This is a genomic window from Kitasatospora sp. NPDC059599 (assembly GCF_042735125.1).
In the GTDB taxonomy this organism is placed as follows: Bacteria; Actinomycetota; Actinomycetes; order Streptomycetales; family Streptomycetaceae; genus Kitasatospora.
In genome coordinates this window covers 83134-104205 of record NZ_JBHWCL010000005.1, presented here as the reverse complement: position 1 = coordinate 104205, position 21072 = coordinate 83134, and the positions used below count along the sequence as shown (strand labels likewise).

Annotated in this window: 16 protein-coding genes and 3 pseudogenes; 8 read left to right on the top strand and 11 right to left on the bottom strand. The window is 70.7% G+C overall.

The window, feature by feature from the left end:
* Positions 1-751: 751 nt before the first annotated feature.
* The 3 genes and pseudogenes from ACFV04_RS03295 to ACFV04_RS03285 form a co-directional block, all read right to left on the bottom strand.
* Entirely contained in the window at positions 752-1276 is a 525-nt protein-coding gene (locus ACFV04_RS03295) for a hypothetical protein (RefSeq protein WP_380526569.1), read from the bottom strand.
* Between the two features lie 249 nt (positions 1277-1525).
* Positions 1526-1663 (bottom strand): annotated as a pseudogene (locus ACFV04_RS03290) (chloramphenicol phosphotransferase); the annotation flags it as partial.
* An 84-nt stretch (positions 1664-1747) separates the two neighbouring features.
* Complete coding sequence (locus tag ACFV04_RS03285; RefSeq protein WP_380526508.1) at positions 1748-2161, bottom strand: peptidoglycan-binding protein; 414 nt, start codon at positions 2159-2161, stop codon at positions 1748-1750.
* Positions 2162-2373: 212 nt separating this feature from the next.
* On the opposite strand from ACFV04_RS03285, the gene ACFV04_RS03280 reads away from it, so the two are divergent.
* The 5 genes and pseudogenes from ACFV04_RS03280 (at position 2374) to ACFV04_RS03260 (ending at position 7870) form a co-directional block, all read left to right on the top strand.
* On the top strand, positions 2374-2955 hold the full coding sequence (locus ACFV04_RS03280; protein ID WP_380526506.1) for a TetR/AcrR family transcriptional regulator: 582 nt from the start codon (positions 2374-2376) through the stop codon (positions 2953-2955).
* Positions 2956-3268: 313 nt separating this feature from the next.
* Positions 3269-4060: a hypothetical protein gene (locus ACFV04_RS03275; protein ID WP_380526504.1), complete on the top strand. Its 792-nt coding sequence runs from the start codon at positions 3269-3271 to the stop codon at positions 4058-4060.
* An 826-nt stretch (positions 4061-4886) separates the two neighbouring features.
* A pseudogene (locus ACFV04_RS03270) lies at positions 4887-5423 on the top strand (methyltransferase domain-containing protein); the annotation flags it as partial.
* A 572-nt stretch (positions 5424-5995) separates the two neighbouring features.
* The gene (locus ACFV04_RS03265) at positions 5996-6487 is read left to right on the top strand and encodes an HIT family protein (RefSeq protein WP_380346124.1); all 492 of its coding nucleotides are present in this window, start codon (positions 5996-5998) and stop codon (positions 6485-6487) included.
* A gap of 501 nt (positions 6488-6988) precedes the next feature.
* A complete protein-coding gene (locus ACFV04_RS03260) occupies positions 6989-7870 on the top strand; it encodes a hypothetical protein (RefSeq protein ID WP_380526502.1) in 882 nt (293 codons plus the stop codon).
* 63 nt (positions 7871-7933) lie between these two features.
* Here the strand turns inward: ACFV04_RS03260 and ACFV04_RS03255 are convergent, their stop codons facing one another.
* Positions 7934-8911 (bottom strand): GlxA family transcriptional regulator, encoded by a 978-nt coding sequence (locus ACFV04_RS03255; RefSeq protein WP_380526500.1) that lies wholly within the window; start codon positions 8909-8911, stop codon positions 7934-7936.
* A 69-nt stretch (positions 8912-8980) separates the two neighbouring features.
* Positions 8981-9808 (bottom strand): S1 family peptidase, encoded by an 828-nt coding sequence (locus tag ACFV04_RS03250; protein ID WP_380346130.1) that lies wholly within the window; start codon positions 9806-9808, stop codon positions 8981-8983.
* Positions 9809-10003: 195 nt separating this feature from the next.
* Between ACFV04_RS03250 and ACFV04_RS03245 the strand changes: the two genes are divergently transcribed.
* Complete coding sequence (locus ACFV04_RS03245; protein ID WP_380346132.1) at positions 10004-11053, top strand: GlxA family transcriptional regulator; 1050 nt, start codon at positions 10004-10006, stop codon at positions 11051-11053.
* Between the two features lie 1585 nt (positions 11054-12638).
* On the opposite strand, the gene ACFV04_RS03240 is transcribed toward ACFV04_RS03245, so the two are convergent.
* Together ACFV04_RS03240 and ACFV04_RS03235 are read right to left on the bottom strand one after the other, a co-directional pair.
* The gene (locus ACFV04_RS03240) at positions 12639-12839 is read right to left on the bottom strand and encodes a hypothetical protein (protein ID WP_380526498.1); all 201 of its coding nucleotides are present in this window, start codon (positions 12837-12839) and stop codon (positions 12639-12641) included.
* An 87-nt stretch (positions 12840-12926) separates the two neighbouring features.
* Positions 12927-14726 (bottom strand): NACHT domain-containing protein, encoded by a 1800-nt coding sequence (locus ACFV04_RS03235; RefSeq protein WP_380526496.1) that lies wholly within the window; start codon positions 14724-14726, stop codon positions 12927-12929.
* 109 nt (positions 14727-14835) lie between these two features.
* On the opposite strand from ACFV04_RS03235, the gene ACFV04_RS03230 reads away from it, so the two are divergent.
* Entirely contained in the window at positions 14836-15060 is a 225-nt protein-coding gene (locus ACFV04_RS03230; RefSeq protein WP_380526494.1) for a hypothetical protein, read from the top strand.
* Positions 15061-15323: 263 nt separating this feature from the next.
* On the opposite strand, the gene ACFV04_RS03225 is transcribed toward ACFV04_RS03230, so the two are convergent.
* Both ACFV04_RS03225 and ACFV04_RS03220 read right to left on the bottom strand, forming a co-directional pair.
* Positions 15324-16436, bottom strand: a complete 1113-nt coding sequence (locus ACFV04_RS03225; RefSeq protein ID WP_380526492.1) for a hypothetical protein — start codon at positions 16434-16436, stop codon at positions 15324-15326.
* Between the two features lie 116 nt (positions 16437-16552).
* On the bottom strand, positions 16553-17491 hold the full coding sequence (locus ACFV04_RS03220; protein ID WP_380526490.1) for a hypothetical protein: 939 nt from the start codon (positions 17489-17491) through the stop codon (positions 16553-16555).
* Positions 17492-17637: 146 nt separating this feature from the next.
* Here ACFV04_RS03220 and ACFV04_RS03215 point away from each other — a divergent pair.
* Positions 17638-17859, top strand: a pseudogene (locus ACFV04_RS03215) (helix-turn-helix domain-containing protein); the annotation flags it as partial.
* 1221 nt (positions 17860-19080) lie between these two features.
* Here the strand turns inward: ACFV04_RS03215 and ACFV04_RS03210 are convergent.
* Positions 19081-20121 (bottom strand): acyl carrier protein, encoded by a 1041-nt coding sequence (locus tag ACFV04_RS03210; protein WP_380526565.1) that lies wholly within the window; start codon positions 20119-20121, stop codon positions 19081-19083.
* 27 nt (positions 20122-20148) lie between these two features.
* On the bottom strand, positions 20149-20979 hold the full coding sequence (locus tag ACFV04_RS03205; RefSeq protein WP_380526489.1) for a barstar family protein: 831 nt from the start codon (positions 20977-20979) through the stop codon (positions 20149-20151).
* Between the last annotated feature and the right edge of the window lie 93 nt (positions 20980-21072).

The following is a 21072-nucleotide window of genomic DNA, read 5'->3' as shown; positions in this document are numbered from 1 at the left end:
TCGCGGTGCCGAGGGTGCCGGCCTCGGTCCCAACCCCTTCGGGCGGCATCAGGACGGGGGTGGCGGCGTACCGGGCGCGGAAGTTCTCCCGCAGCGACTTGGGACCGGCGGACATCTCCCGATCCAGAAAGCGGCGCAGCGGCGTGCGGGGGCAGCTGAGACCGGAGGTCAGACTCATGCCGTCCACCGCCCCTCTGCGGCTCTGCTGCGAACCGGGCCGGCGGGCAGCACAGGGGTGCCGGGACGCGGTCGGGGAGGTGGTGCACAGGTGGTTCGTCATACCGAGGACGCCAGGAACGTCCTCTGACAGGTTGTAGGACGAACGGAGCAGCCGGGTCGCCCGGCCGGGGACGTCTTCACCCGACCGGGCGGACCCGCTTTGCGCGTCAGGCCGGGTCCTTCGGCGGGAAGTGCCGCTCGAGGATCTCGGCCCACGTCGGCACGGTGACGAAGCGGCCGGTGTCGTCGGCCTGGGCGGGGCTCTGACGGGTGCTCACGGACGTCTCCCGGTGGTCGTGGTCGGCTGGCTGACTCTGAGGGTATCCGGCGCTCCCGACTGGGGATCTGCGTGAACACCGGGAACGAGGAGGGCTCGCTGCGCTACCGCTGCCCGATGCCGGGTGAGACCATCGGCCCTAAGCCGGAGCCGATTTCGCGGGCGGCCGACAGAGCGGGGAGTTGCACGAAGTCGACGCTGCCCTGGCCTTCTTGTGACCTGGGGGACACCGTGACCGACACGCGAAGTGAAATGTCAGTTCAGGTCGTCCGCGGCCAGATGGGCCGTGAGCGGAGTCACCTGGCCCAGCGGAGCGCACTTCACCTCGGCCGGCAGGGGGGAGGTGGTGCACCACTGCGCGGTCGTCAGATCGGTTCCCTCCGGCACGAACTGCCAGAAGTACTTGTAGTACGGCATGTTCGCCTCCATCTTCCCGAGCGCCTCGGGGGTGCGGCCGCTCTTCGTCCCCTCCAGGAGGTCACTCTCCGGCACGTTGGGCGAGGCGTTCTCGGTCCACATACAGTTGTTGCAGCCAGGGAACTTGATCGCCAGCGACTGGTGGTTCGGGACGATGCTCGTCCGGTCCGCCGGATCGGACCCGAGCTTCACCCTGATCAGCACCGCCGTCTTGCCCACCGGAACCGGAACCCCCGGCAGCGCGGTGCTCGTGTTCGCGCTGATCAGCTGCGCCTGGAAGCCGTAGTCCCCCGCAGTGTGCATGATGCCGTGCAGGACCGGGCCGCTCGCGACGGGCAGCGACGGCCTGGACGGGGACGCCATGACAGACGCCGGTGGCGGCACCGGCACCTGCTGGTCTCCGCTCCTGGCCGCCCCCGAACTGCCACACCCGGTAGCCGACACCACGGCCGCTCCGATCCCTGCCGCCGTGATAAACAGCCTGCCGACGCGCATGACCTCTCCTTGTTCCCCGTGCTCCACGGTCCCCCGGGCACGAGGAATCACGTGCCCGGCCAGCCACTGACCGGCCCAGTCTGCCGGAGCGTCGAATGCTCCGGCGGTCCCCGCCTCGGACACCTGCCAGGACGCGGGCAGCGCATCTGCGAGCCCGTCAGTTCCGGGAGCCGGCCACGGATCAGGCGGGCCGGTCTGCGGACACCGGGCGATCCCGGACCTTCCCGAGCGGGGACCGTCGTCCAGGACGGTCATTCGATTCATCACCGCGCCACGACAGGGCCTGCGGCAGGCGACCGAACCGGTTATCCGGCGCCTTCGGTGCTGATGCCGCTGACGTCAGCTGTGGGTCGGCAGCACGTAGTAGCAGTAGCTTGCGTACGCCCCGAAGCCGGTGTCCCAGTTGTAGCTCTGCCGGATCGACTCGTCGAGCTGCTGCCACAGCACCGTGCCGGTGTCCGGGCCGACCACACCGTCGGGTTCCAGGTTGAAGTCGCGCTGCAGCTGCTGGAGTGCCGCCAGCGTGGCCGGGCCGAACTTGCCGTCCGACGAGATGAGCTCGGCGCTGGTCCGCCGGTTGAGATGTGCGTCGTCGATGGCCTCCTGCACACAGTAGGCCGCCAGTCCGCTCGCGCCGTAGCGGACGTACGGCACTCCCGGCTTGGCACTGGCCGTACCGGCCGTGACCGCCAGCACCGCGGCAGAAACCGCGGCCACCGTACTGACCGACCGAGCACGCTTGCGTATCGACATGTGTTCCCCCTTGGAATGATTGCCAGCGGACAGACCTCGCCCGTGAGCTACCGAGGCGATCCCCCGTGACGGAAACGGCCTTCCCCCGTACGGCAACCCGCACCGTCTCGTCTCGTGACGTACCGTCTCGTCTCGCCTCGCGGGAACCATGTTCCCCGCGCAGGACGATCACGTCAAGACGGCACGTGACGTCTCGTGGAATACTCCGGACCATGCCGCCAGCCCCGAATCCGGACCTCCGCAACCAGCGCGCCCACCGCGCCATCCTCGACGCCGCCCTCGACATCGCCGTCCGCGACGGCTACGCCCGGGTCACCATCGAGGGCATCGCCCACACCGCCGGGGTCGGGAAACAGACCATCTACCGCTGGTGGCCCAGCAAGGCCGCCGTCGTCCTCGAAGCCCTCAACGACCGCACCGGGCCCTTCTCCGGCGTCCCGGACACCGGCGACATCACCGCCGACATCACCGCCGCCGCACAAGGAGTCATCCGGGCCCTCGGCGCCGACCTCGGAATCATCTGGCGCGGCCTGGTCGCCGACGCCCAGAGCGACCCCCGACTCGCCGAAGACCTCCGCACCGACTTCCTCGAACCCCGCAACAAGGCCTGGCAGGACCGCCTCGACCAGGCCGTCACAGCCGGCGAACTGCGCACCGACGTCCCGACCCGAACCATGGTCGAACTCCTCTTCGGACCCGTCTACTACCGCCTCCTGCTCGGAACCGGCCCACTCGACCCGGACGACACCGCCGCCCGCATCGACTACCTCCTCAACGGCCTCAAACGACGCTGACCACGGGAACAGGCGGGCGCGCAGCGAATCCTGCACCACCAGCGGCGCGCCTCAGCCGGCCACCTGCCGAGGATCTGCCTTTCCACTCCCGAGCAGCACCGACACACCCCGCCGTTTGATGAGGACCCGAAAAATTGGTCGAGACCAGCTGGTATCGACCACCTGGTATCCGCACCTGCGACACGTTGAATATCAATCTGAGCAGTTCACGCCGTCGGCGGCATGCTGATGACAGCTGTGGAGCGGCCTCCTGGTTCAGGCCGAGAGCTTCGCGATAAGGTGCCGATCCTGTTGCTGTTCGCCACCTCTGGAAATGAAGTACAGGATGCACATCCTGGACGATCCCTCCGAACTGTCGGAGCGGGCACAGGATCTCCTTCGCCGTACGGGCCGCCGTGAGAGGTCGGTCAGGTTCGAAGTCCCGATCGAGATGTGGCGAGTGCGGGACCGCACGGGCCGTCTCGTCCCAGCCCCCATGGAACTCATCATCCGATGCGAGGGCTTCGAGCAGCGATTCGGCGGCCTGCGCTACCAGGTGCGACACAGCTGGACCCTGGACGGGGCGCGGTACGAGACGGCCCGTAGCTGGGAATTCGACCACTTCGGCGTGAAGACAGGGGCCTGGCAGGATCCCGTGCGAGGCGGGTGGTACTTCGAGTGGCTCGGAGAACGCGTGTCGAAGCCGTGCCGGGACTTGCTTCACACCGATGGAGGTGTCGGCACTGACGTGGACGGCGGCAGTCCTTACCTCCCCGTCGCTCCCTCGGTCACGCACCTGATCGAGTCCCATGCCCTGACGGACGCCGTCTCCGTCTGGAGGCCCTGGCCTGTCGCCGGTTCTGCTGCAGTTTCGGCCGCCGAGGCTCTCGGCGGACTCGTCGAGGTGCCGGAGGCTTCCTGGGAAACCTCACGATGGCGGCTTTCGGACTCGGTCGCAGTATTCGACAGCGAAAGCTGGGACCGGGAGAATCCGAGTCGTCGTGTGCGGATCTGGTCTCGGAACGAGGTGGGCCACCGTGAGGTCCGGGTGAGCGAGACTCCGACTTCGCGGGGTACGAATACTCAACGCTCAGTCGGTCTCGAACTGGGCCAGCCGTCTGCGTAGCAGGAGGTTCTCACCTTGGGCAACTTCCAGACCCCTTTCGGTGACGGGGACCCCGACAACCCGCCCTTCTGACCGCCCCAACCTCTACCGGCCCGGCCCGTATCCTCCATCCCGGGCGGCACCGCCGCCGGAGAGCACCTGCACACCCCTGCGGGCCCCTCGCCGTTCCCGGGTCAATTGGTTGTCAGCGAGTTGGCGGGCAACGCGGCGAGGACGGGGTGCCGGCGGAAGATGACGGTCGCCGTCGAGCGGATCACCGGCCGGTGCGTGCGGATCAGCGTTCGCGACGGCTCCCGCGCCTAACCCTGCCTGATCGACGCGGGCCTCGCCGCCGTGTCAGGCCGCGGCATGGCCCTGGTCCACCATCTCACCGGCGGGCACTGGGGCGTGACCCTGGAGCCGCGCGGCAAGACCGTCCACGCGGATCTGCGCACCCGCTCTCCCAACCCCGCGTAGGCCCACCAGTGCCCCGGTGCGCCGGGGCGCACCTCTACTCCTCCCGGGCACCGGGAGGGCACCATCACAGCGACGGCAAGGAGGTCGGTATGGACATCGACGGAGGCCACGGTGGGGGAGGCTCGGGCGGCGACGGGGGTGGCGGGGGCGACGGGCACCCGGGCACCCCGTGGACGCCGCCGTCCGATCCGCCGTCCCCTGACGGCAGCACCCCGCCCGGAGACGGGGGACACCGCAAGTGACGCTCGCACCCGAGCAGGAGGAGCGCCCCGCGCCGGGGCGGTCCTTCCCCGTCGCCGACGCGTGGGTGCCGGCCTTCGACGCCGTCCCGCACGAGCTGTTCCTGCCGGCCTTGATCTGGGCGCACGACATGGCCACCGGGAAGAGTCGGCCCCTGGCGCGGACTGAGGACGAGCAGGGCTGGCTGGCGGTGGCCGCCGCGGACATCCCGATCGTCACCCAGTGGGACGACGGCGAGCACCAGGGCGCCGAGCCCGGCACGGTGCCCACCAGCTCCGCCTCGATGCCGTCGCTGGTCGCCTCGATGCTGGACGACCTCCAGGTCGAGCCGGGGATGCGGGTGCTGGAGCAGGGCACCGGCACCGGCTGGAACGCCGCGCTGCTGAGTCACCGGCTCGGCGACGCGAACGTGACCACGGTCGAGTTTGACCCGCAAGTCTCGGCGCAGGCCCGCGCCGCGCTCGGGCGGGCCGGCTACCGACCGACCGTCGCCTGCGGGGACGGCGTGCTCGGCCACCTGGCCGGAGCCCCGTACGACCGGATCACCGCCACCTACGGACTGCGCGAGATCCCACACGCGTGGATCGAGCAGATGCGCCCCGGCGGGCTGATCCTGGCCCCGTTCGGCACCCACTACTCCAACGCCGACGCCCTGGTCCGCCTCACCGTGGCCGGCGACGGCACCGCGTCCGGGCCGTTCCTCCAGCCGGTGGAGTTCATGAAGATGCGCTCCCAACGCCTGCGATGGCCGCAGAACCCCGCCGACGGCGGCGCCCTTGCCGAGACCGCGACCACCGCGACGCTGCCCGCGCACGGCAAGTTCGACCCGTTCCCGCTCGCCTCCGGCCTGCGCCTGCGCGATGTCGTCCACGCGATCCAGCGGCACGACGATGGCGCCCGCACCCTGTGGCTCTACTCCCTCACCACCCCGGCCTGGTCGGCGACGACTTTCCGGGACGGCGAGGACGAGCACCTGGTCCGCCAGTACGGCGGCCGCCGCCTGTGGCCGGACTTCGAGAGCACCCTCGCCTGGTGGCACGAGGCAGGCGAGCCCGGCATCGAGCGCCTCGGACTCACCGTCACCCCGCGGCTGGCACGCCTGGCTGGACGACCCCACCCAGCCGATCTGACCGCCTGGTCCGGCGCCGAGAGCCTGCCTCGCGGCGCCGGACCCGCCACCGACTACCGCCCGCCCCGGCGGGCCCACGCGGGAAGAGGAAGCGTATGGAACGCCAGCCGATGGACACGACCACCTACAGCGAGCAGGTCCAGCACGGGCCCTGCTTCATCTGCCGCCTGGTCGAAGGCGACCCGGCTTACGCGCACGAGATCGTCCACGAGACCGAGCAGCACCTGGCCTTCCTCGACAAGTGGCCGGTCCTGCCCGGCAAGCTCCTGGTCGTCCCCAAGCAGCACCTCGAGCACGTCGTCACCGACCTCACCGAGCAGGACTACCTCGCCATCATGCGCACCGTGCGCCTGGTCGCCCTGGCCGCCGAGGACGTCCTCGGCGGCGAACGCACCTACCTGTTCTCCCTCGGCTCCCAGGCCGGCAACAGCCACCTCCACTGGCACATCGCCCGCCTCCCGCACGGCGTCCCCTACGAGCAGCAGCAGTTCGAGGCCCTGGCCTTCGGCAACGGCGTCCTTGCCTACACCCCCGCCGAGCACGCAGCCCTCGCCGACCGGCTGCGCCAGGCCATCGCCGCCCGCGCCACCACGGCCGGCTGACCTGCCGTTGCCCAACCGGGCGCCCGCTCGTTGAACCCGCTGAGCGCCCCTACCAGGGCGCGCGGCTGCGCCTGCTCCGCACCGCCCGGCACGAACACCCCCACGGGCCGGGCGCCGCACGGTGAAGCCCCCGGGCGGCCGGGCCCGTACACAGCCCGGCCGCCCGTCCGCTGCGTCGAGGCCGGATCACTCCGAGGTGTCCTCCGGTTGGCCGACGCCCGGTGAGGGCCGGGCGGTCGTTGACCGGCCATGGGACGACGCAGGGCCAACAAGCCCAAGCCCCGCCGCACCAGCGAAAGGCGTGGACAGTGTCGGTGAGGAGGCGTAGACGCAACGCTCTACACCAGGATCGCCGAGAACCTGCGACACCAGCTGGAGCGCTGACCCTCCGACAATCCGTTTCTCACCACGGCGAAGGCCCGTGTCCTGGCCAGCCATTGCCGGGAGCCGGGCCGCCGAAATTCCCCCACCCGCACTCGTCCGTCTTCGTAGGGTCTGAGCATGGACGACGACGTCACCGCGCACCTGCGCGCCACCGTGCAGACCCTCGACAACTTCCTGTTCCAGTACGAGCCGCTGCGGGAGATGCACTGGAGAGTGCCCCCGGGCAGCTCCCTCGCCGGTGACGACGCCAGGACCGACCCCTACCAGGTCTCCCACAGCGCCCAGCACGCCATCCAGGCAGCGGTGGACCACCTCCACTGCCTGCGGTCTTCCCTGACCCAGTACGAGGACACCGAGCGGATGACCCTGCTCCTGTACTCCTACGGCTCCTCCACGCTCCTGCGCGGGGCCCTGGAGAACAGCGCCCGCGCGGTGTGGCTGCTGGCTCCCACCTCGCGTTACGAGCGGATACGTCGACGCCTGGCCCTGCAGAACGACGACAACCGCAACCACCACAACCTCCGCCAACTGGCGGCCGACGCCAACACCCTGCGCCCGACGGCCACCGGCGCCGCACTGCCCGAGCCAAGAAGCGAGCAGGACCTGTACCAGGACCTCGTTGACCGGCTCCTGGCAGCAGGCGGCCCTCACAACGACCCCAGGGAGCTGAAGAAGGCGCTGCGGTTTCCCGGCTACGCGGAAGTCGTCCGTGAAGCCGGCCGCCATCTACCAGGGCGCATCCGCAACAGCGCCGGCGCAAGCGTCGACACCAGCAGCTACCTGGAATGGGTCCGGAGGGCCTGTAGCGCCCTCGCCCACGGCGACCTCAAGGGTTCCCTCGCTCAGCTGAACCGCGAGGTCCAGGCCATCGACGGCGACTTGACGTCCCTACGCCTGACTGGCTCTCCCGGCGAGCTGCACACGAGAACGGAGCTGACCTGGCGGGCCGTCAGTACGGCGACTGCCTTGTACGCACAGCGCTCCCAGCCACCGCACTGAGTTGGGCGGCAGCGGTCGAGGCGCGGGGGGCCGCCGGCCGGGCGGCGCTCGCCCGGGTGCTGGCTACCGCGTAGACCCGGGGCCGGGCACCCCGGAGACCGCCCGGTGTCGCGCGCGGTAGGAGCGCGGTGTGGTGCCGGTCAGCCGGGCGAAGTGCTGCCGAAGGCTGGCGGCCGAGGCGAATCCGGTCAGCGCCGCCACCCGTTCCACCGGTTCGTCGGTCTGCGTGAGCAGTTCGCGGGCCCGATCCAGCCGCAGGCGCAGCAGGTACTGCGGTGGGCTGACGCCGGCCTGGGCGCGGAAGCGGCGGTTGAGGCTGCTGACACTGATCCCGGCGTGCTCGGCGAGGTCCGCGGGGGTCAGCGGGAGGTGGAGACGGGCCTTCAGCCAGCGCAGGGTCGGTTCGAGGCCCGCGCTGTCGGCCAGCTCGCGGTCGATGCACTCCTGGACGCGGTCGGCGTGCCGCAGTAGGGGCGTGAGGAGTTCCCGGGAGGTCTCGCCGGCCGTCCGCTCGCCGTGGTCCTCGGCCAGCAGGTGCAGGCACACGTCCATCCCGCCGAAGATCCCGGCGGAGGTCAGGAAGGGGCCGTCGGCGACGGCCGCACCGACCGGGTCGACCTCGATCCGGGGGTACCGCCGGGCCAGCTCCTCGGTGTGGCGCCAGCCGGTGGTGGCGCGCCGGCCGTCGAGCAGGCCGGTGGCGGCGAGGGTGAACACCCCGGCGCCGATCGCGCCGATCCGGCTGCCCCGGGCCGCGGCGGCTCTCAGTGCGTCCAGGACCACGGGCGGAGGCTCCAGCGGAACACCGTCGCGGCCGGGCACCAGCACGATGTCGGCGTCGGCGAGGCCTTCGAGGCCGTGCGGCACGGCGATGGCCAGCGGCGCCGGCAGGCCGATGCCCAGCGGGCCGGGAGCGGCGCAGAGCCGCACGTCGTAGGCCACGCCAGGGTGCTCTCGCGCCGCGGTACCGAACACCAGCCCCGGGGTGGTGAGGTGGTGTCCGGGCAGCCCGTCGGGCACGAGGACGGCGATGACCGACATACCCGGAAGATACCCGAAACCGGACAGGCGAGCGGTGCCCCGGTGGCGCCGGGGCACCGCCGGCGGGCATCAGCCGTACTGGTGGATCGTCTTCCAGATCCAATCCGTGTACGCCGGGACGCTGGTGTAGAGGCCCGGGCCCGTCGAGCAGGTCGGGTCCGTGTCCCCGTCGCCCGAGGTGGTCCCGACGAGCTCCCAGCGGCCGCCCCGGCCCTTCTGGAGCTGCGGGCCGCCGGAGTCCCCGAAGCACGCCATGGCGCCCGGCACCTGGCTGACCGTGCAGAGGCGAAGCCACCCCGCCCGGCCGGGGGCGCACTCGTCGACGGCTCCCCGGCGGGTCTCCAACTGCTGGAGCCGGCTCGCGAACTCGGCCTGCTGCGGGTTGTCAACGTTGGCGACGCTGCCGAAGCCGAGCAGGCGGGTCGGCGTACCGGGCCGGGCCGCCCGGTCGGCGATCCGGATGGGCTCCTCGCTCACCGGGCGGTCCAGCCGGATCAGTGCGAGATCGTCCTGGTTGGCGCCGCCGCCGCCGGTGCCGATGCCGTAGCCGGGGTGGGTGATCGTCTTCTGGATGGTGCGTACGGTGCCGCCGGACTTGCGCCGGTCCGAGCCGATCCGGACGGTGCCGTCCAGGACCACGCCGATCTCGGGGTCGAGGCAGTGGCCCGCCGTCAGTACCCACTGCGGGTGGATCAGGGTCGCGCCGCAGACACCGTCGGCCAGGCCCTGCGTCGGAGCCGACAACGGGATCGAGGCCATGTACGGGTAGCGCGCCGTGGCGTCCGTCCCGTTGACGATGGCTCCGGCGCTGCCGGTCATGGCGGTGGCGCACACCGTCGCGGCCAGGGCGACGGTGGCGACGCGCGCCGCTCGGCGCGCCAGGGAACTGATGGGCATGGAAGGTCCTTCCTTCGGGGTGGGCGCAAGCACGCCTTGGCAGATGCGGATGTGCGACCGTGAGACGGGTGCACCGGCGGTACGGGCACCGCAGCCGGGCGTCCCCTCACCTCGGGTGCCGCGTACCGCCCATCCTCCGCACCGGCCCGCGCCCGCAACAGCGGCCCCGATGTCACCCTGGGCTAAATTCTGGACATGTCAGTCATCGCTGTTCTCGCCCTCGACGGCGTACCGGGCCACCAGCTCACCGCGCCGGGAGTCGCCTTCGGCAGCGCCGCACGCCATCACCCGCACGTCGGGTACGAGGTGCGGTACTGCGCGGGGCCCGGCTTCCGTACGACGGGCGGGCCGGCGCCGTTCCGGCTCGACACGCGCTGGGGGTTGGAGGGGCTGGAGGACGCGGACACGGTACTGCTCCCCGGTCACGACGGCTTCCGCGCGGACCCGCCGCCCGGAGTTGCCGAGGCACTGCGGGCCGCGGCGGCCCGGGGCAGCCGGATCGGCGCGATCGGGACGGGGACGTTCACCCTCGCCGCCACCGGGCTGCTGGACGGTCGCCGGGCCGCGACCGGCCGCCGGTATGCCGCAGAACTGGCCGGGCGCCACCCCCGGATCACGGTCGATCCGGAGGGCTCGGTCACGGAGGCGGCCCCGTTCCACAGCGCGGCGGGGGTGCTCGGCGGTGTCGACCTGTGCCTGTGGCTGATCACGCTGGACCACGGCGATCCGGTTGCTGTCGAGACGGAACGGCAGGTCTTCCTGGAGCTCCACGAACGCGGCGAACCGGCCGGGCCCACCCGGGCCGCCCACCAGCCCGGCCCGGCAGGCTCCCGCCTCGGACCCACGCTCCGGTGGCTGGAGGCGCACCTGGACAGCCCGCTGACGCTGAACGACCTCGCCGACCACGCCGGACTCACCGTTCGGGGCCTGACCAGGCGCTTCCGGACCGAGACCGGGCTGCCGCCGCTTCAGTACCTGCTCCGCGCGCGCATCCAGCTGGCGCAGCGCCTGCTGGAACGGGGCGACGAGCCGGTCGAACGCATCGCCGCCCGCACGGGGCTCGGCACACCCGCCAACCTGCGCCACCACTTCCAGCACCACACGGGCACAAGCCCACGGACCTACCGGACGGCCTTCCGTTCCCTCGTCTCCACCCTGACCTGGGCCGACGGCCGTCCGGGCGCCCCCGCCCAGGGTGCGCCGACCGACTCCCCCGCGGTGGACCGGGCGGACCTGCCCGGCTGAGGCCCGGCCGCCGCCGCGCGGCGGGCCGCATCCGGCGCGGGGAGTCCCGGCCGCCCGTGCCTTGGAACGGTTCCTGGTACGACGAGCCCCCGTTCTGAAGCCGCGGGGATCACCGGCCGGCCCGCCCCACCTCTGGCCGGCCGAACCCTCCACAGGGCATGGAGGGCCACCGGCTCGGGCACGACTACGGTGCGCTCTCGTAGGCGACTTCGGTGTCGATGCAGTCCTGGGCGATGCGGGCCAGGGCGTCTTGCTCCCTCTGGTCGGCGGCCAGGTTCCAACGGGTTTGGTGGACACCCATTCGGAGGCGTAGCGGCAGTGGACGGGGCCGGCGAGTGGGGGGAGCCAGTCGGCGGGGTCCTTGTCGCCCTTGGCGCGGTTGGACTTGGCGGTGACGGCGACGAGGGTCAAAGGTGATCCCTGGTCGTTGGCGTAGGCCTCGCGGCGTTCGGGGGTCCAGGCGTAGCCGCCGGAGTCGTGGACTTCGGCGAGCGGGACGATGTGTTATCCGTACCTGTTTCTCGGTGTCATCGACATCGTCCACAGAGCAATCCGGACCCGTGTCCTTCCTGTCAGCGTCGCGCTATCCGGTACAGCGGCGTGTGTCGCGGCTCGCCACCGTCGCGTCGGCTGCCCGGCCGTCACGCGCGCTCGATGGCTCCCCGGACCTGGCGATAGCCGAAGTCGTCACGGGACCAAATGCGCACGCGCCGACCTGGGCTCTCCCGGTCCCAGCATTCACTGTCGAAGACTGCGACGGAGTCCGAAAGCCGCCATCGTGAGGTTTCCCGGGAGGCTTCCGGCACCTCGACGAGTCCGTCGAGAACCCCAGCGGCCACAGCGGCACCGGCGATAGGCCAGGGCCTCCAGACGGAGACGGCGTCCGTCAGGGCGTGGGACTCGATCAGGTGCGTGACCGAGGGAGCGATGGGGAGGTAGGGACTTCCGCCGTCCACGTCGGTGCCGACACCTGGAGGAGACGGAGAACGGTGACTCGGTCGCCGCCTTCAAGGAGCTGTCCCTACGGCTGCCCTCCTACAGCCACCGCATCGTCGTCAGCGCCCAGGAGATCCGGGACAAGGCCCGCTGGCCCGACCTCACCGAACGCGAGCGCGTTGACCGCCGCATGCGCGAGCGGCTCGACGTCTGAGGCGACGACACCGCCGGCCGACGACGACCAGAACGACGAGCAGGACGACAGTTCCGCCCTGCGAGGCGAATCCCCGGCCCCCGGCGACGACCGCGAGGAGCAGCCCGTCCTCGCGGTGCCGGCCGCCGCCGAGCCGGAGCACCCGCCCGCCGCCGCGCCGGTCGTGCTGCCCCGCCAACAGGCCGGCGCCCCGCGGCGGGAGGTACGTCTGCTGCACGAGACTCTGCCCGCCGTGGAAGCTCGGAGCGCTCGATGGAGGTGGGCTGTGAGGTTTGTCGTCCGAAGCGCGTGGAACCGCAGGTCAGACCGCACATCGCCCTGTCCGACCCCGGCCTTCAGCAACAAGCTTCAGCGCCGCACCCAGGGCATCGACAGCGCTCAGGTGGGATCGTTCCACGACTCGACGAACCACGACGCGACGCCCCACTGCTCGCCCTACCGCGTGCGGTCCCAGTCGTAGGCGGGCGTCCACAGCGGGCGCCGCCGAGCGGGCCCCCAATCCTCCGGGTCCGGGATCACCCGCAGTTCGTCCTCGTGGGTGTAGCCGCCGGTGAGGACGGTCGCCACGAACTGCGCGAAGCCACCGTCGTAGAGGTCGAGTTTGCCGTCCAGGCCACCACAGTCGAAGATCGCCACCGGCCATTGCTCCGGGTTCGGCCCGGTGGTCAGCCAGCAACAATAGGCGTGGTTGCTGTTGCTGCCCAGGGCAGCAGCCCGCCAGGGTCAGGGAAGATCGGGTTGTACTCCTGGTCCCAGAACTCGTCCTCGCACCGGACCTGTTCGCGGAACTCGCCGTCGGTCTCGGTCCGCCAGAGCACGAACCCGCCCGGCAGGCCGGAGTCGATGGCCTGCGCCGGGGAGGAGGCGCTTGTCGACGTTGAGCCACTCCAGTGCCTGGGCGGCCTCCCCGGTGACAGGTGAGTGGGGGGTGAGGAACTTGGCGTCCTTGTCCCACTGCTCGATCAGCACCTCCACCGCGTGGGCGTAGACCTCGCGCCGCTCGCGGGGGATGGTCTTCCCGAGTCCCATGGAGGCCAGGACGGTCAACAGCAGCGGGTTGCCGGCCAGCTCCGCCACCGCCCGCACTCCCCGCACCGCACCCAGCAGACGCTGGGTGAGCTGGGATGCCAGATGAGGGTTCTCCGGATGTGCTGCGGTGTACCAGCGACGGATGAACTGCTCGACCTGCCCGTGCTCCAGGTCCTGGAGCATCACCTGCGTGAACCCCGCCGCGGTGAACTCACCCGCCCGGTAGCCGTACTCCCGCGACGTCACCACCACCCGAACGCCCGCGTGATCGGCAGCGAAAGCGGTGATCCGCCGAGCGGTCTGCGCACGCACAGCCGGGTCGAACACCTCATCCAGACCGTCGAAGAACACCAGGACACGCCCCTGCGCGAGCAGACCCTCCAGCACGGGCCGGGTCAGACACATCCGGTCCTGCCGGTCCACATGCTCCAGGAAGTCCTCGATCGTCCGATCACGCCACTGCGCCTGCGCGTACTGCCGCAGCTCCACCACCACCGGCACCAACCCGTCAAGCCCGGCGAGTTCGGCCGGCAAATCCTCCAACGCACCGGCCAGCGCCAGCGCCGTGTACTTCGCCAGCGTCGACTTCCCCGCACCGGGATCACCCAACACCACTACCCGCCGACCCGCCTCGCCCGCCAATACCTCCAGCACCGGCCGGGTCGGCTGCGCCCGGTAGCTCTCCTGCAGAGCTCGGACAGTCTTGGCCTCCATCCCCGGTGGCAGGTCGGTGTCCGCCAACTCGCCCGCTGCCAGCAGCCGACGCACCTCACCCGGCACGTTGGCCACGTGCGGGCGACACGACTGCGGCATGAACACCTGACGCACCTCGATCTTCGGCTGCTCACCGGCGCTGCCGGAAGCGCCCAGAACATCGAGGTTCAGCCGCCAATGCACCTCCCGCACCCGTCGCCGGTACGCCTCCAGGGCTGCGGCCCACTCAGCGGCACGCACCTGGCCCTGCGCGGCGGCATCGCCGCCAGCGGCCATGCGGGCAGCCTCACGCTCTGCTCGGGCCCCGTCCAGCAGCCGCTCCCACCGGGCACGCTCCGCGCGCAGCCACCGCTCCTCCACCCGGCCATCAGCCGCCAGCGAGGGGTCCCCGGCCCACGCAGACCACACTGCTACCACCGCCAGCAGAACCTCGGCGTCCTGCGGAATCTGCGCCTCGCCTGCACGACCGGCCGGCGGCACCCATGAACTGATCCGCTTCCCGGCGAACCTCTCCGTCCCGGCCCGCCCGGTGCGCCGTACTGCCTTCTCCAACTCCAGCTGCCCGCACAGGGCCTGCTGAGCCTTGCGCTCCTGCTCGGCCCGCTCCTTCAGCTCCAACAGCACACCGTGCAGCGCTCGCCGCCTCGGACCCAGCTCCAACTCGTTCTCCGGCATCGCCCGCCGCCCCGCCTCTCGCCCGCGCGTGCCCGTCCCGCCCGCAACCGGGCCGCCGGGCACCCGTGACCCACCACCGCTGACCAGCAGCGTAGTGCTCACCATGCCCTCTCCGCCCGCAACTTGGGACACCCCGGACGCCCAGATGCCACATTCGAGACCGACGCCGGGCCCGGCATCCCAACACCACCGACCACCGACAAGGACACCCGCCATGAACGACGACGTCACCCGCAAGTCCGAGCCCGCCGACGCCTACGCCTACGCCTACGCCGACGCCGAGGCCGAGGCCGAGGCCGACACGGCAACGGACGCCGTACCCGCCCCTGCTGGAACCTCGATCCTCCACGAGATCGGGCGTACCGCCCTGCTCTCCCTGGCTGCCACCCCCGCCCCAGTCCTGGTCGCCGTCGCCGACTGGTGGCTGAAGACCCACTGACGCCTGGCCCCGATGGGCATGACGGCCGCGTAGCACGAGCCGGCCACGCCCATCAGAGGCCCAGTAGCCCCACTCGTGCCGCGCTACGCCCACTCCACCCCGTGCTCGGCCAGTTGCGCGTCCGCGGCTGCCCGCCTGACGGAGCTCCACTCGGAGTGGAGCCGCTCTTTTGGATCACGGACAGCCTGTTTGGCGCAGCCGTGGCAGCGCGGGACGCCCCCGGCAGTCAGGGGCGGCCCACTGCTCGGCGAACGCCACGAGGCCTACCCGTCGAAGCGCTGCCACTCGACGCCGAGTTCGCGCAGTGGCTGCAGTGCGTTGCGGTGGAGGGCGCCGATCCAGACGTCGACCTCGTCCTCGTTCTGCCAGGTTGGCGTGATGAGGGCAACGACGCCCGGCCCGACGAGGAACTCGGTTGGAGCGATGGGGGACATGAACGTTCGCAGCGGCACGCGCTGTAGGCGGCTCTCCACGCTGGGCAGCAACCGCTTGGGGAAGTTTCGGGGGAAGGCCTTGTAGGAGGCGGTCATCGCTGCCTCGTAGAGCGAGAACTGCAAGAGGAATCTGCTCAGTGGTTCTTGCTCCGGGACCGGCCTGTCCGTCTCGTTGATCCACACCGCCGGGTCGGTGTTCGAGGCGTCGACATCCCACGGAATCGACCACTCCCACCCGCCCTGGTTCTCAACGGCGAAGACCAGGTAGCCGGCACTGCTGTCGGGACGCACGGTGTCGACCGGCTCGATCCGGTTCTGGCCACCCAGGATGGCCGGGCGCCTCTCCGCAAGGCGATAGAAGTCGGCCAGGGCCGGGGGAATGGAGCGGGGTATCTCTGCGACTGCCGGCGGCTCGCCTGACTCTGGGTACCAGCCTGTGATGAAGAGTTCCAGGGCCTTACCCGGCTCCGAGACCGAATGGTCGAGCCAATCAAGGCTCGGCAGGCTGGGTGATGTGGCCGACGGACGGACCGTGCCGAGCAACTCGCGGCTCAACGGCGGGTCGATTCGCAGGTGGCAGCTGTAGAGCTCGCCATCGACCCAACTGCTGCGCGAATGGCGGACGGGGCCGACATAGGCACAGAGCTCGGCCACCCGGACGAAGAGGTACACCGGCAGATCCCGATCCGGCTCGGTCCCCGCGAAAGGCTGCCGCCCGGTCAGCCTGGAGGCGGCGAGCGCAGGCACGGAACCCCGCAAGCGCAGTTCCTGGTCATTCCACACGCCGCCGGCCAGCGGATCGTCCACGGCCTCCGCGATGATCACAGTTGCCACGGTTCCGACCGCGACCGTTGCCCTGCCCACGGGGAACACCTGCAGCTCCGAGCCCACGAGGTCGAGCGCCAATCTCACATCGACCATGTCCGAACGCGTCAGAGGCACTCACGGAGTGTATCTGGGAAACGATCAACCCCAGGGTGGGAATCGATCTCCGGCCAGACCTGAACGCCACTGGCAGAACCGACTCGTGAACTCCCCCTGGCTGGCCCCTGCATTCCTCAGCTTGACAGCCCTCCACCCCAGGGGTCGTCGGGCACCGCTGTGGGGGTGTTCGACGTGAGCATTTCGTCGATGCAGCTGCGCAGGGCGAAACCGGGAGCGTCGCACCAGGTGAGCCACGGCACCGGCTGGAGCAGGTCGTCGTACCGGCGAATGGCGGGGTCGGTGAGGAGGGTGCGGAGCTCGTCAGGGGCAGGGTCGGTGACCAGGCACAGCCAGGCCAGGCCGGCGCCGATGCGGACCTCGGGCGGTCGTCCCGGGTCCGACCAGAGGTCCCGGGCCCACCCGGGAGCGCGGTCGTCCTGGTGTTCGCGGGCGAGCTGGGCGATCGCCAGGATCAGGCTCACCCGGACCATCGCGTCGTCTTCGTTCGCCAGCCTGAACCGCAGGGCCGAGGAGACGCGTGGGATCTCGTCGGTCGCCGCCGCCAGGACGTAGGCGCTCATGGAACGGACTTCGGGGGCGGGGCCGTCGAGAAGCGGGAGCAGGAGGTGCAGGTCGTCCGTGACCGCCAGACGGGCGGCCTGGATCGTCCAGTCCACCGGGCACATCGTGCTGCCCTCGACCATCAGCGGCTCCTCGGCGACTTGGAGCAGGCCTTTGCGCGATCCGTTCCCGATGTGCTGGCACCGGCCGATCTCGGCGACCAGGTGAAGCGTTTGCGCGCGGAGCCCGGGATGCCCGGTCGTCGCGGTCCGGAGCAGGAACGGCACCGCCAGTGCTCCCACCGCGATCGTGCCGCCCTGGTGGTGAAGATTCGTCCAAAGCTGCCGCAGGGCCCCGTCAGCGGCTTCGGCATCCCCGGACGCGAGCGTGGCGAGCAGGCCGGGGATCTCCTCGCCCGGGCCGTAGAAGTGTCGGAATCGCCGCCAGGGGACCTCGTCGTACCTGAACTCGTCCTTGACCTCCGGTGCGATCGCGCCCACGGCCGTCCGCACGTCGCAGTCCGTGCCGGCCCACCGTTCTGGCCAGCCTGCCCAAGAGCCGTCGTCCATGACTTGGCCTTCCCGTCCACCGGCAGCATCCGAACCCCGGAGTCTAACGACTGGTGATCGAGAGGCGGACGCTTCTGGCCTACTCCGAAATGTCACTTTCGAACAAGTGTTTGTGTAGGAGGTGGAGTGTGGCTGACGACCTGTTCGCGTCGACCGACGCGCTGCTCGCGCGGCCGCGCTCGGTGGACGACCTGCCGGTCCCGGCCGAGCGGGAGCGGCTGCGCAAGCTGGGCGAATACACCCAGGAGGAGCTGGCCGCGGCGCTGGAGACCCAGCGGGAGACGATCGTGCGCTGGGAGGCCGGGACGGCGCAGCCCCGGCCGCCCAAGCGCGAGATCTACATCCGGTTCCTCGCGACGCTGGCGCTCCAGCACGGCACCGTGGAGCCCACCGAGTGGCTGCTGCGCCGCGCCCAGGCCGCCGGCCTCGTGCGCACCGACGCTGCGCCCGATCCGGAGCCCGCCGTCCGGGCCGCGGTGCCGGAGGCCTTCACGGCCGCTCCGGTGGCCGGGCAGCCGGCGCCGGTGGCGCAGCCGGTGATGCTGGACCAGAACCCGGACGGATCGCTGCTGATGGCCGCGCCCGCGCCGTGTGTGCGATGTGGCCGTGCGACGCTGTACCGCTCGCAGGGCCGCCCGGTCCACGTGGGCGGCTGGTGCACCCACGCTCCGGCCGGGCTGGCAGCAGCCGCCGTCCCGGTCACGGAGGAGCCCGGTGTGGCAGCGCCCGTCGAACCGGTGGCTCCGGTCGCTGCTCCCCGCCAGACCGCCCCCGCGACCGGTTCAGCGGTTGCGCCGCGCCGTACCAGGTCGTCGCGTCCGGCGGCGCCGTCGGGGGCCCGGAAGGCTCCGGCGAAGAAGCCCGCCGTAGCGGAGGGGCCGTCCGACTGGGAGGCCGCGGCCGCCGCCCAGTTCCCGTCCGGGCCGCTTGCGGCGGTGGACGCCGCCTCGTCCGGCCGGGGTCTGGTGGCCTACCTCGCCGACGGCACCCAGGAACCGACCGCGCCTGCCGGGCGCACGCTCGCGGACGTGGTCGAGTGGGCGCTGGAGGTGAAGCTCGGCTCGGCGCGGTTGCATCGGCACGGCAAGGACGGCGACGCCTTGGTCGTCCTTGCCGACACGACTCTCGCGGAGCTTCGCCTGCCGCCGCTCGGCCGGGACGAGAAGAAGGACTTCGTCTCGCGCCTCGGCCGGCTGCCGAAGACAGACAGGGCCGTCAAGGCGCTGGAGAAGGCCGGCTGGCTTCTCACCCAGCGCGGCCTCGGGCAGTGGGCCAGGGTCTACCGCACGCCGGAGGACGGCAAGCGCCAGTGCGTGCAGCTGTGCGTTCCCGCCTGGGGAGCGCTCGCCTCCGGTGGCTGGCAGATCCCGGGCGGCCTCGCTGCCCCGAAACTGGCCCGTCTGCTGGGCACCTACGCCACCCGCGTCCTCACCCCGCGCGGCTCTACCGCCGTCTCCGGCCTGGAGCTGGTGACCTTGGGGCAGCTGAGGATCGACGCTTGGCACCATTCGGTCAGTCAGATCACTGACCTGTCACCGGGAGCGCAAGGCTTTGACGATGTAGGTGGTTGCGTCGCGGACTGTCCTCAGGTCCCGGGCGTCGGAGTCCGGAATCCTGATGCCGAAGCGCTCTTCGGCAACGACGACGGCCTCGACCATGGACAACGAGTCGACGTCCAAGTCGCCGCTGAAGGTTTGGTCCGGCTGGACATCCTTGACCGGAATGCCGGCAATCTCGTTGATGATCCCGGCGATGGCGGCGAGGACTTCTTTCTGTGCGGCGGACGTGGAAGTCGAGGTGCGCTCGCCTGCTGACGCTGCGGTCTGGGGCGCGGGGTTGCGAGGTCTGCGGTGTTGCGGGCTGAACAACCGGGCCCACCAGGGACGGCGGCCTGGAACTTCCGGAACTGGCTCAGGTTGCGGGGGTTCGGGTGCAGGGGGCTGGGACACGTCGGACTGGCCTAGTAGTTCCTGGCATTCGGCCATGTTGGGGCGTCCGCCAGGCTCCAGGGCGGTCATGCGGACCAGCAGCGCGTGGAGGCGGGGCGCGAGTGCGGCCTGGTCGGTAGCGGGAAGCTGCGCAGCAGGACCGCGCTTGCCGGTGATCTTCTCGGTGAGGACCAGGCCGAGGGCGTAGACATCGGAGGCGGCAGAAGCAGGAGCACCGGCAAGTTGTTCGGGGGCCATATAGACGAGAGTCCCCGGTGAACCGGTGGCGGTGACTGTGGTGAGAGTGGAGAATTCCCGAGCTATACCCAGGTCCATCAGTACTGCCTGACCATCCACGCAGATCATGATGTTCGCCGGCTTGATGTCTCCGTGAACGATTTCCATCTCGTGCATGTGCGCGAGCGCCCCTGCGAGGCTCGCTCCCGTCCGGACAGCCGCTTCCACGGAGGTACGCTGCAGCCAGGTCGAGCCGTTCAGCAGTTCCATCACCAGGTACGGCACAACGTGGCCGTTGTCGACAAGTGTTCCGGCGTCGTGGACGGTGACGATGCCGCGGTGATGCAGACGCGCGAGTTTACGGGCTTCAGCAGCGAAGCGGGCAACCGCCCTCGGATCATCGGTAATGGAGGTAGCGAACTTGACGCCCAGCTGCTATCGGAGGACGACGCTTACGTCCCCCTCGTCGAAGATCTCGAGGATCACGTCAAGCAAGGTGACGTCGCCATCCGCGGTGGACAGCCGCTCCGTCAACTGCGTTCTGGCCTCAGCCGAGTAATCCCAGAGAAGGGTGAACGGAGTGGCAGCACCCCAGCCGCCCCGCAAGCAGTCGATCACGGCGTCAAGGTTCCAGCCGAAGTATCCGCCGGGCCCATTGATGGCTTCGCCGAGCGCGCAGTAGAAGCTGTCCCTGTCGACGATGTGCCGACCGTCCAGTGTGAACTCCTGCCCGGAAGGACGATCGGGCTTCCCCCGACGTTGGTACTCCCGGGACCAAAGGGCCACCGACAGCCACGCTCGTCTGTCCTCGGGACCGAGTTCATGCCACAAGCCGGCGCGGCTCAGCCGCCCCTTGCGGATCAGGTCCCATACTGCGTCCGCGCCAGCCAGGGCGTTGTCGCACCAGAGCGTCACCGTGAGGTCAACGAGGCCCGCTCCGCGGGCGGACGGCCTGGTGTCGACAACGGTGACCTCTCCTACGAAGTAGGACCCCATGGTGACACCGTCGGCGTCGATGAGGTCGAGCCAGGCGTTCCCTGCCGAGGCCCTCCGGCTGCCGATGTGGCTGGCGCTCTTCAACAGGCCACCCTGCGGGTGACAGCCCACGAGGTGCACTCGGCGCGCTCCCTCGTCTTCTGGCAGCGGAGTGAAGAGCCCCTCGGCTTCGTGGGCGAAGCCCCAGAAGTCGGCGTCGTCTTCGTCCGAGGTCAGCGCGTACTGCTGCCCCTCGCTTCCCTGTCGCTGTGTTCGCGTCACATTCACCATCAGAGCGCTGATCCTACCGACGTCCCGCGGTCCGCCGGGCTGTCGCCAGCCAGTCCGCCAAGGCTGACCCTGTCCCGTAGATCTCGGTGGGCC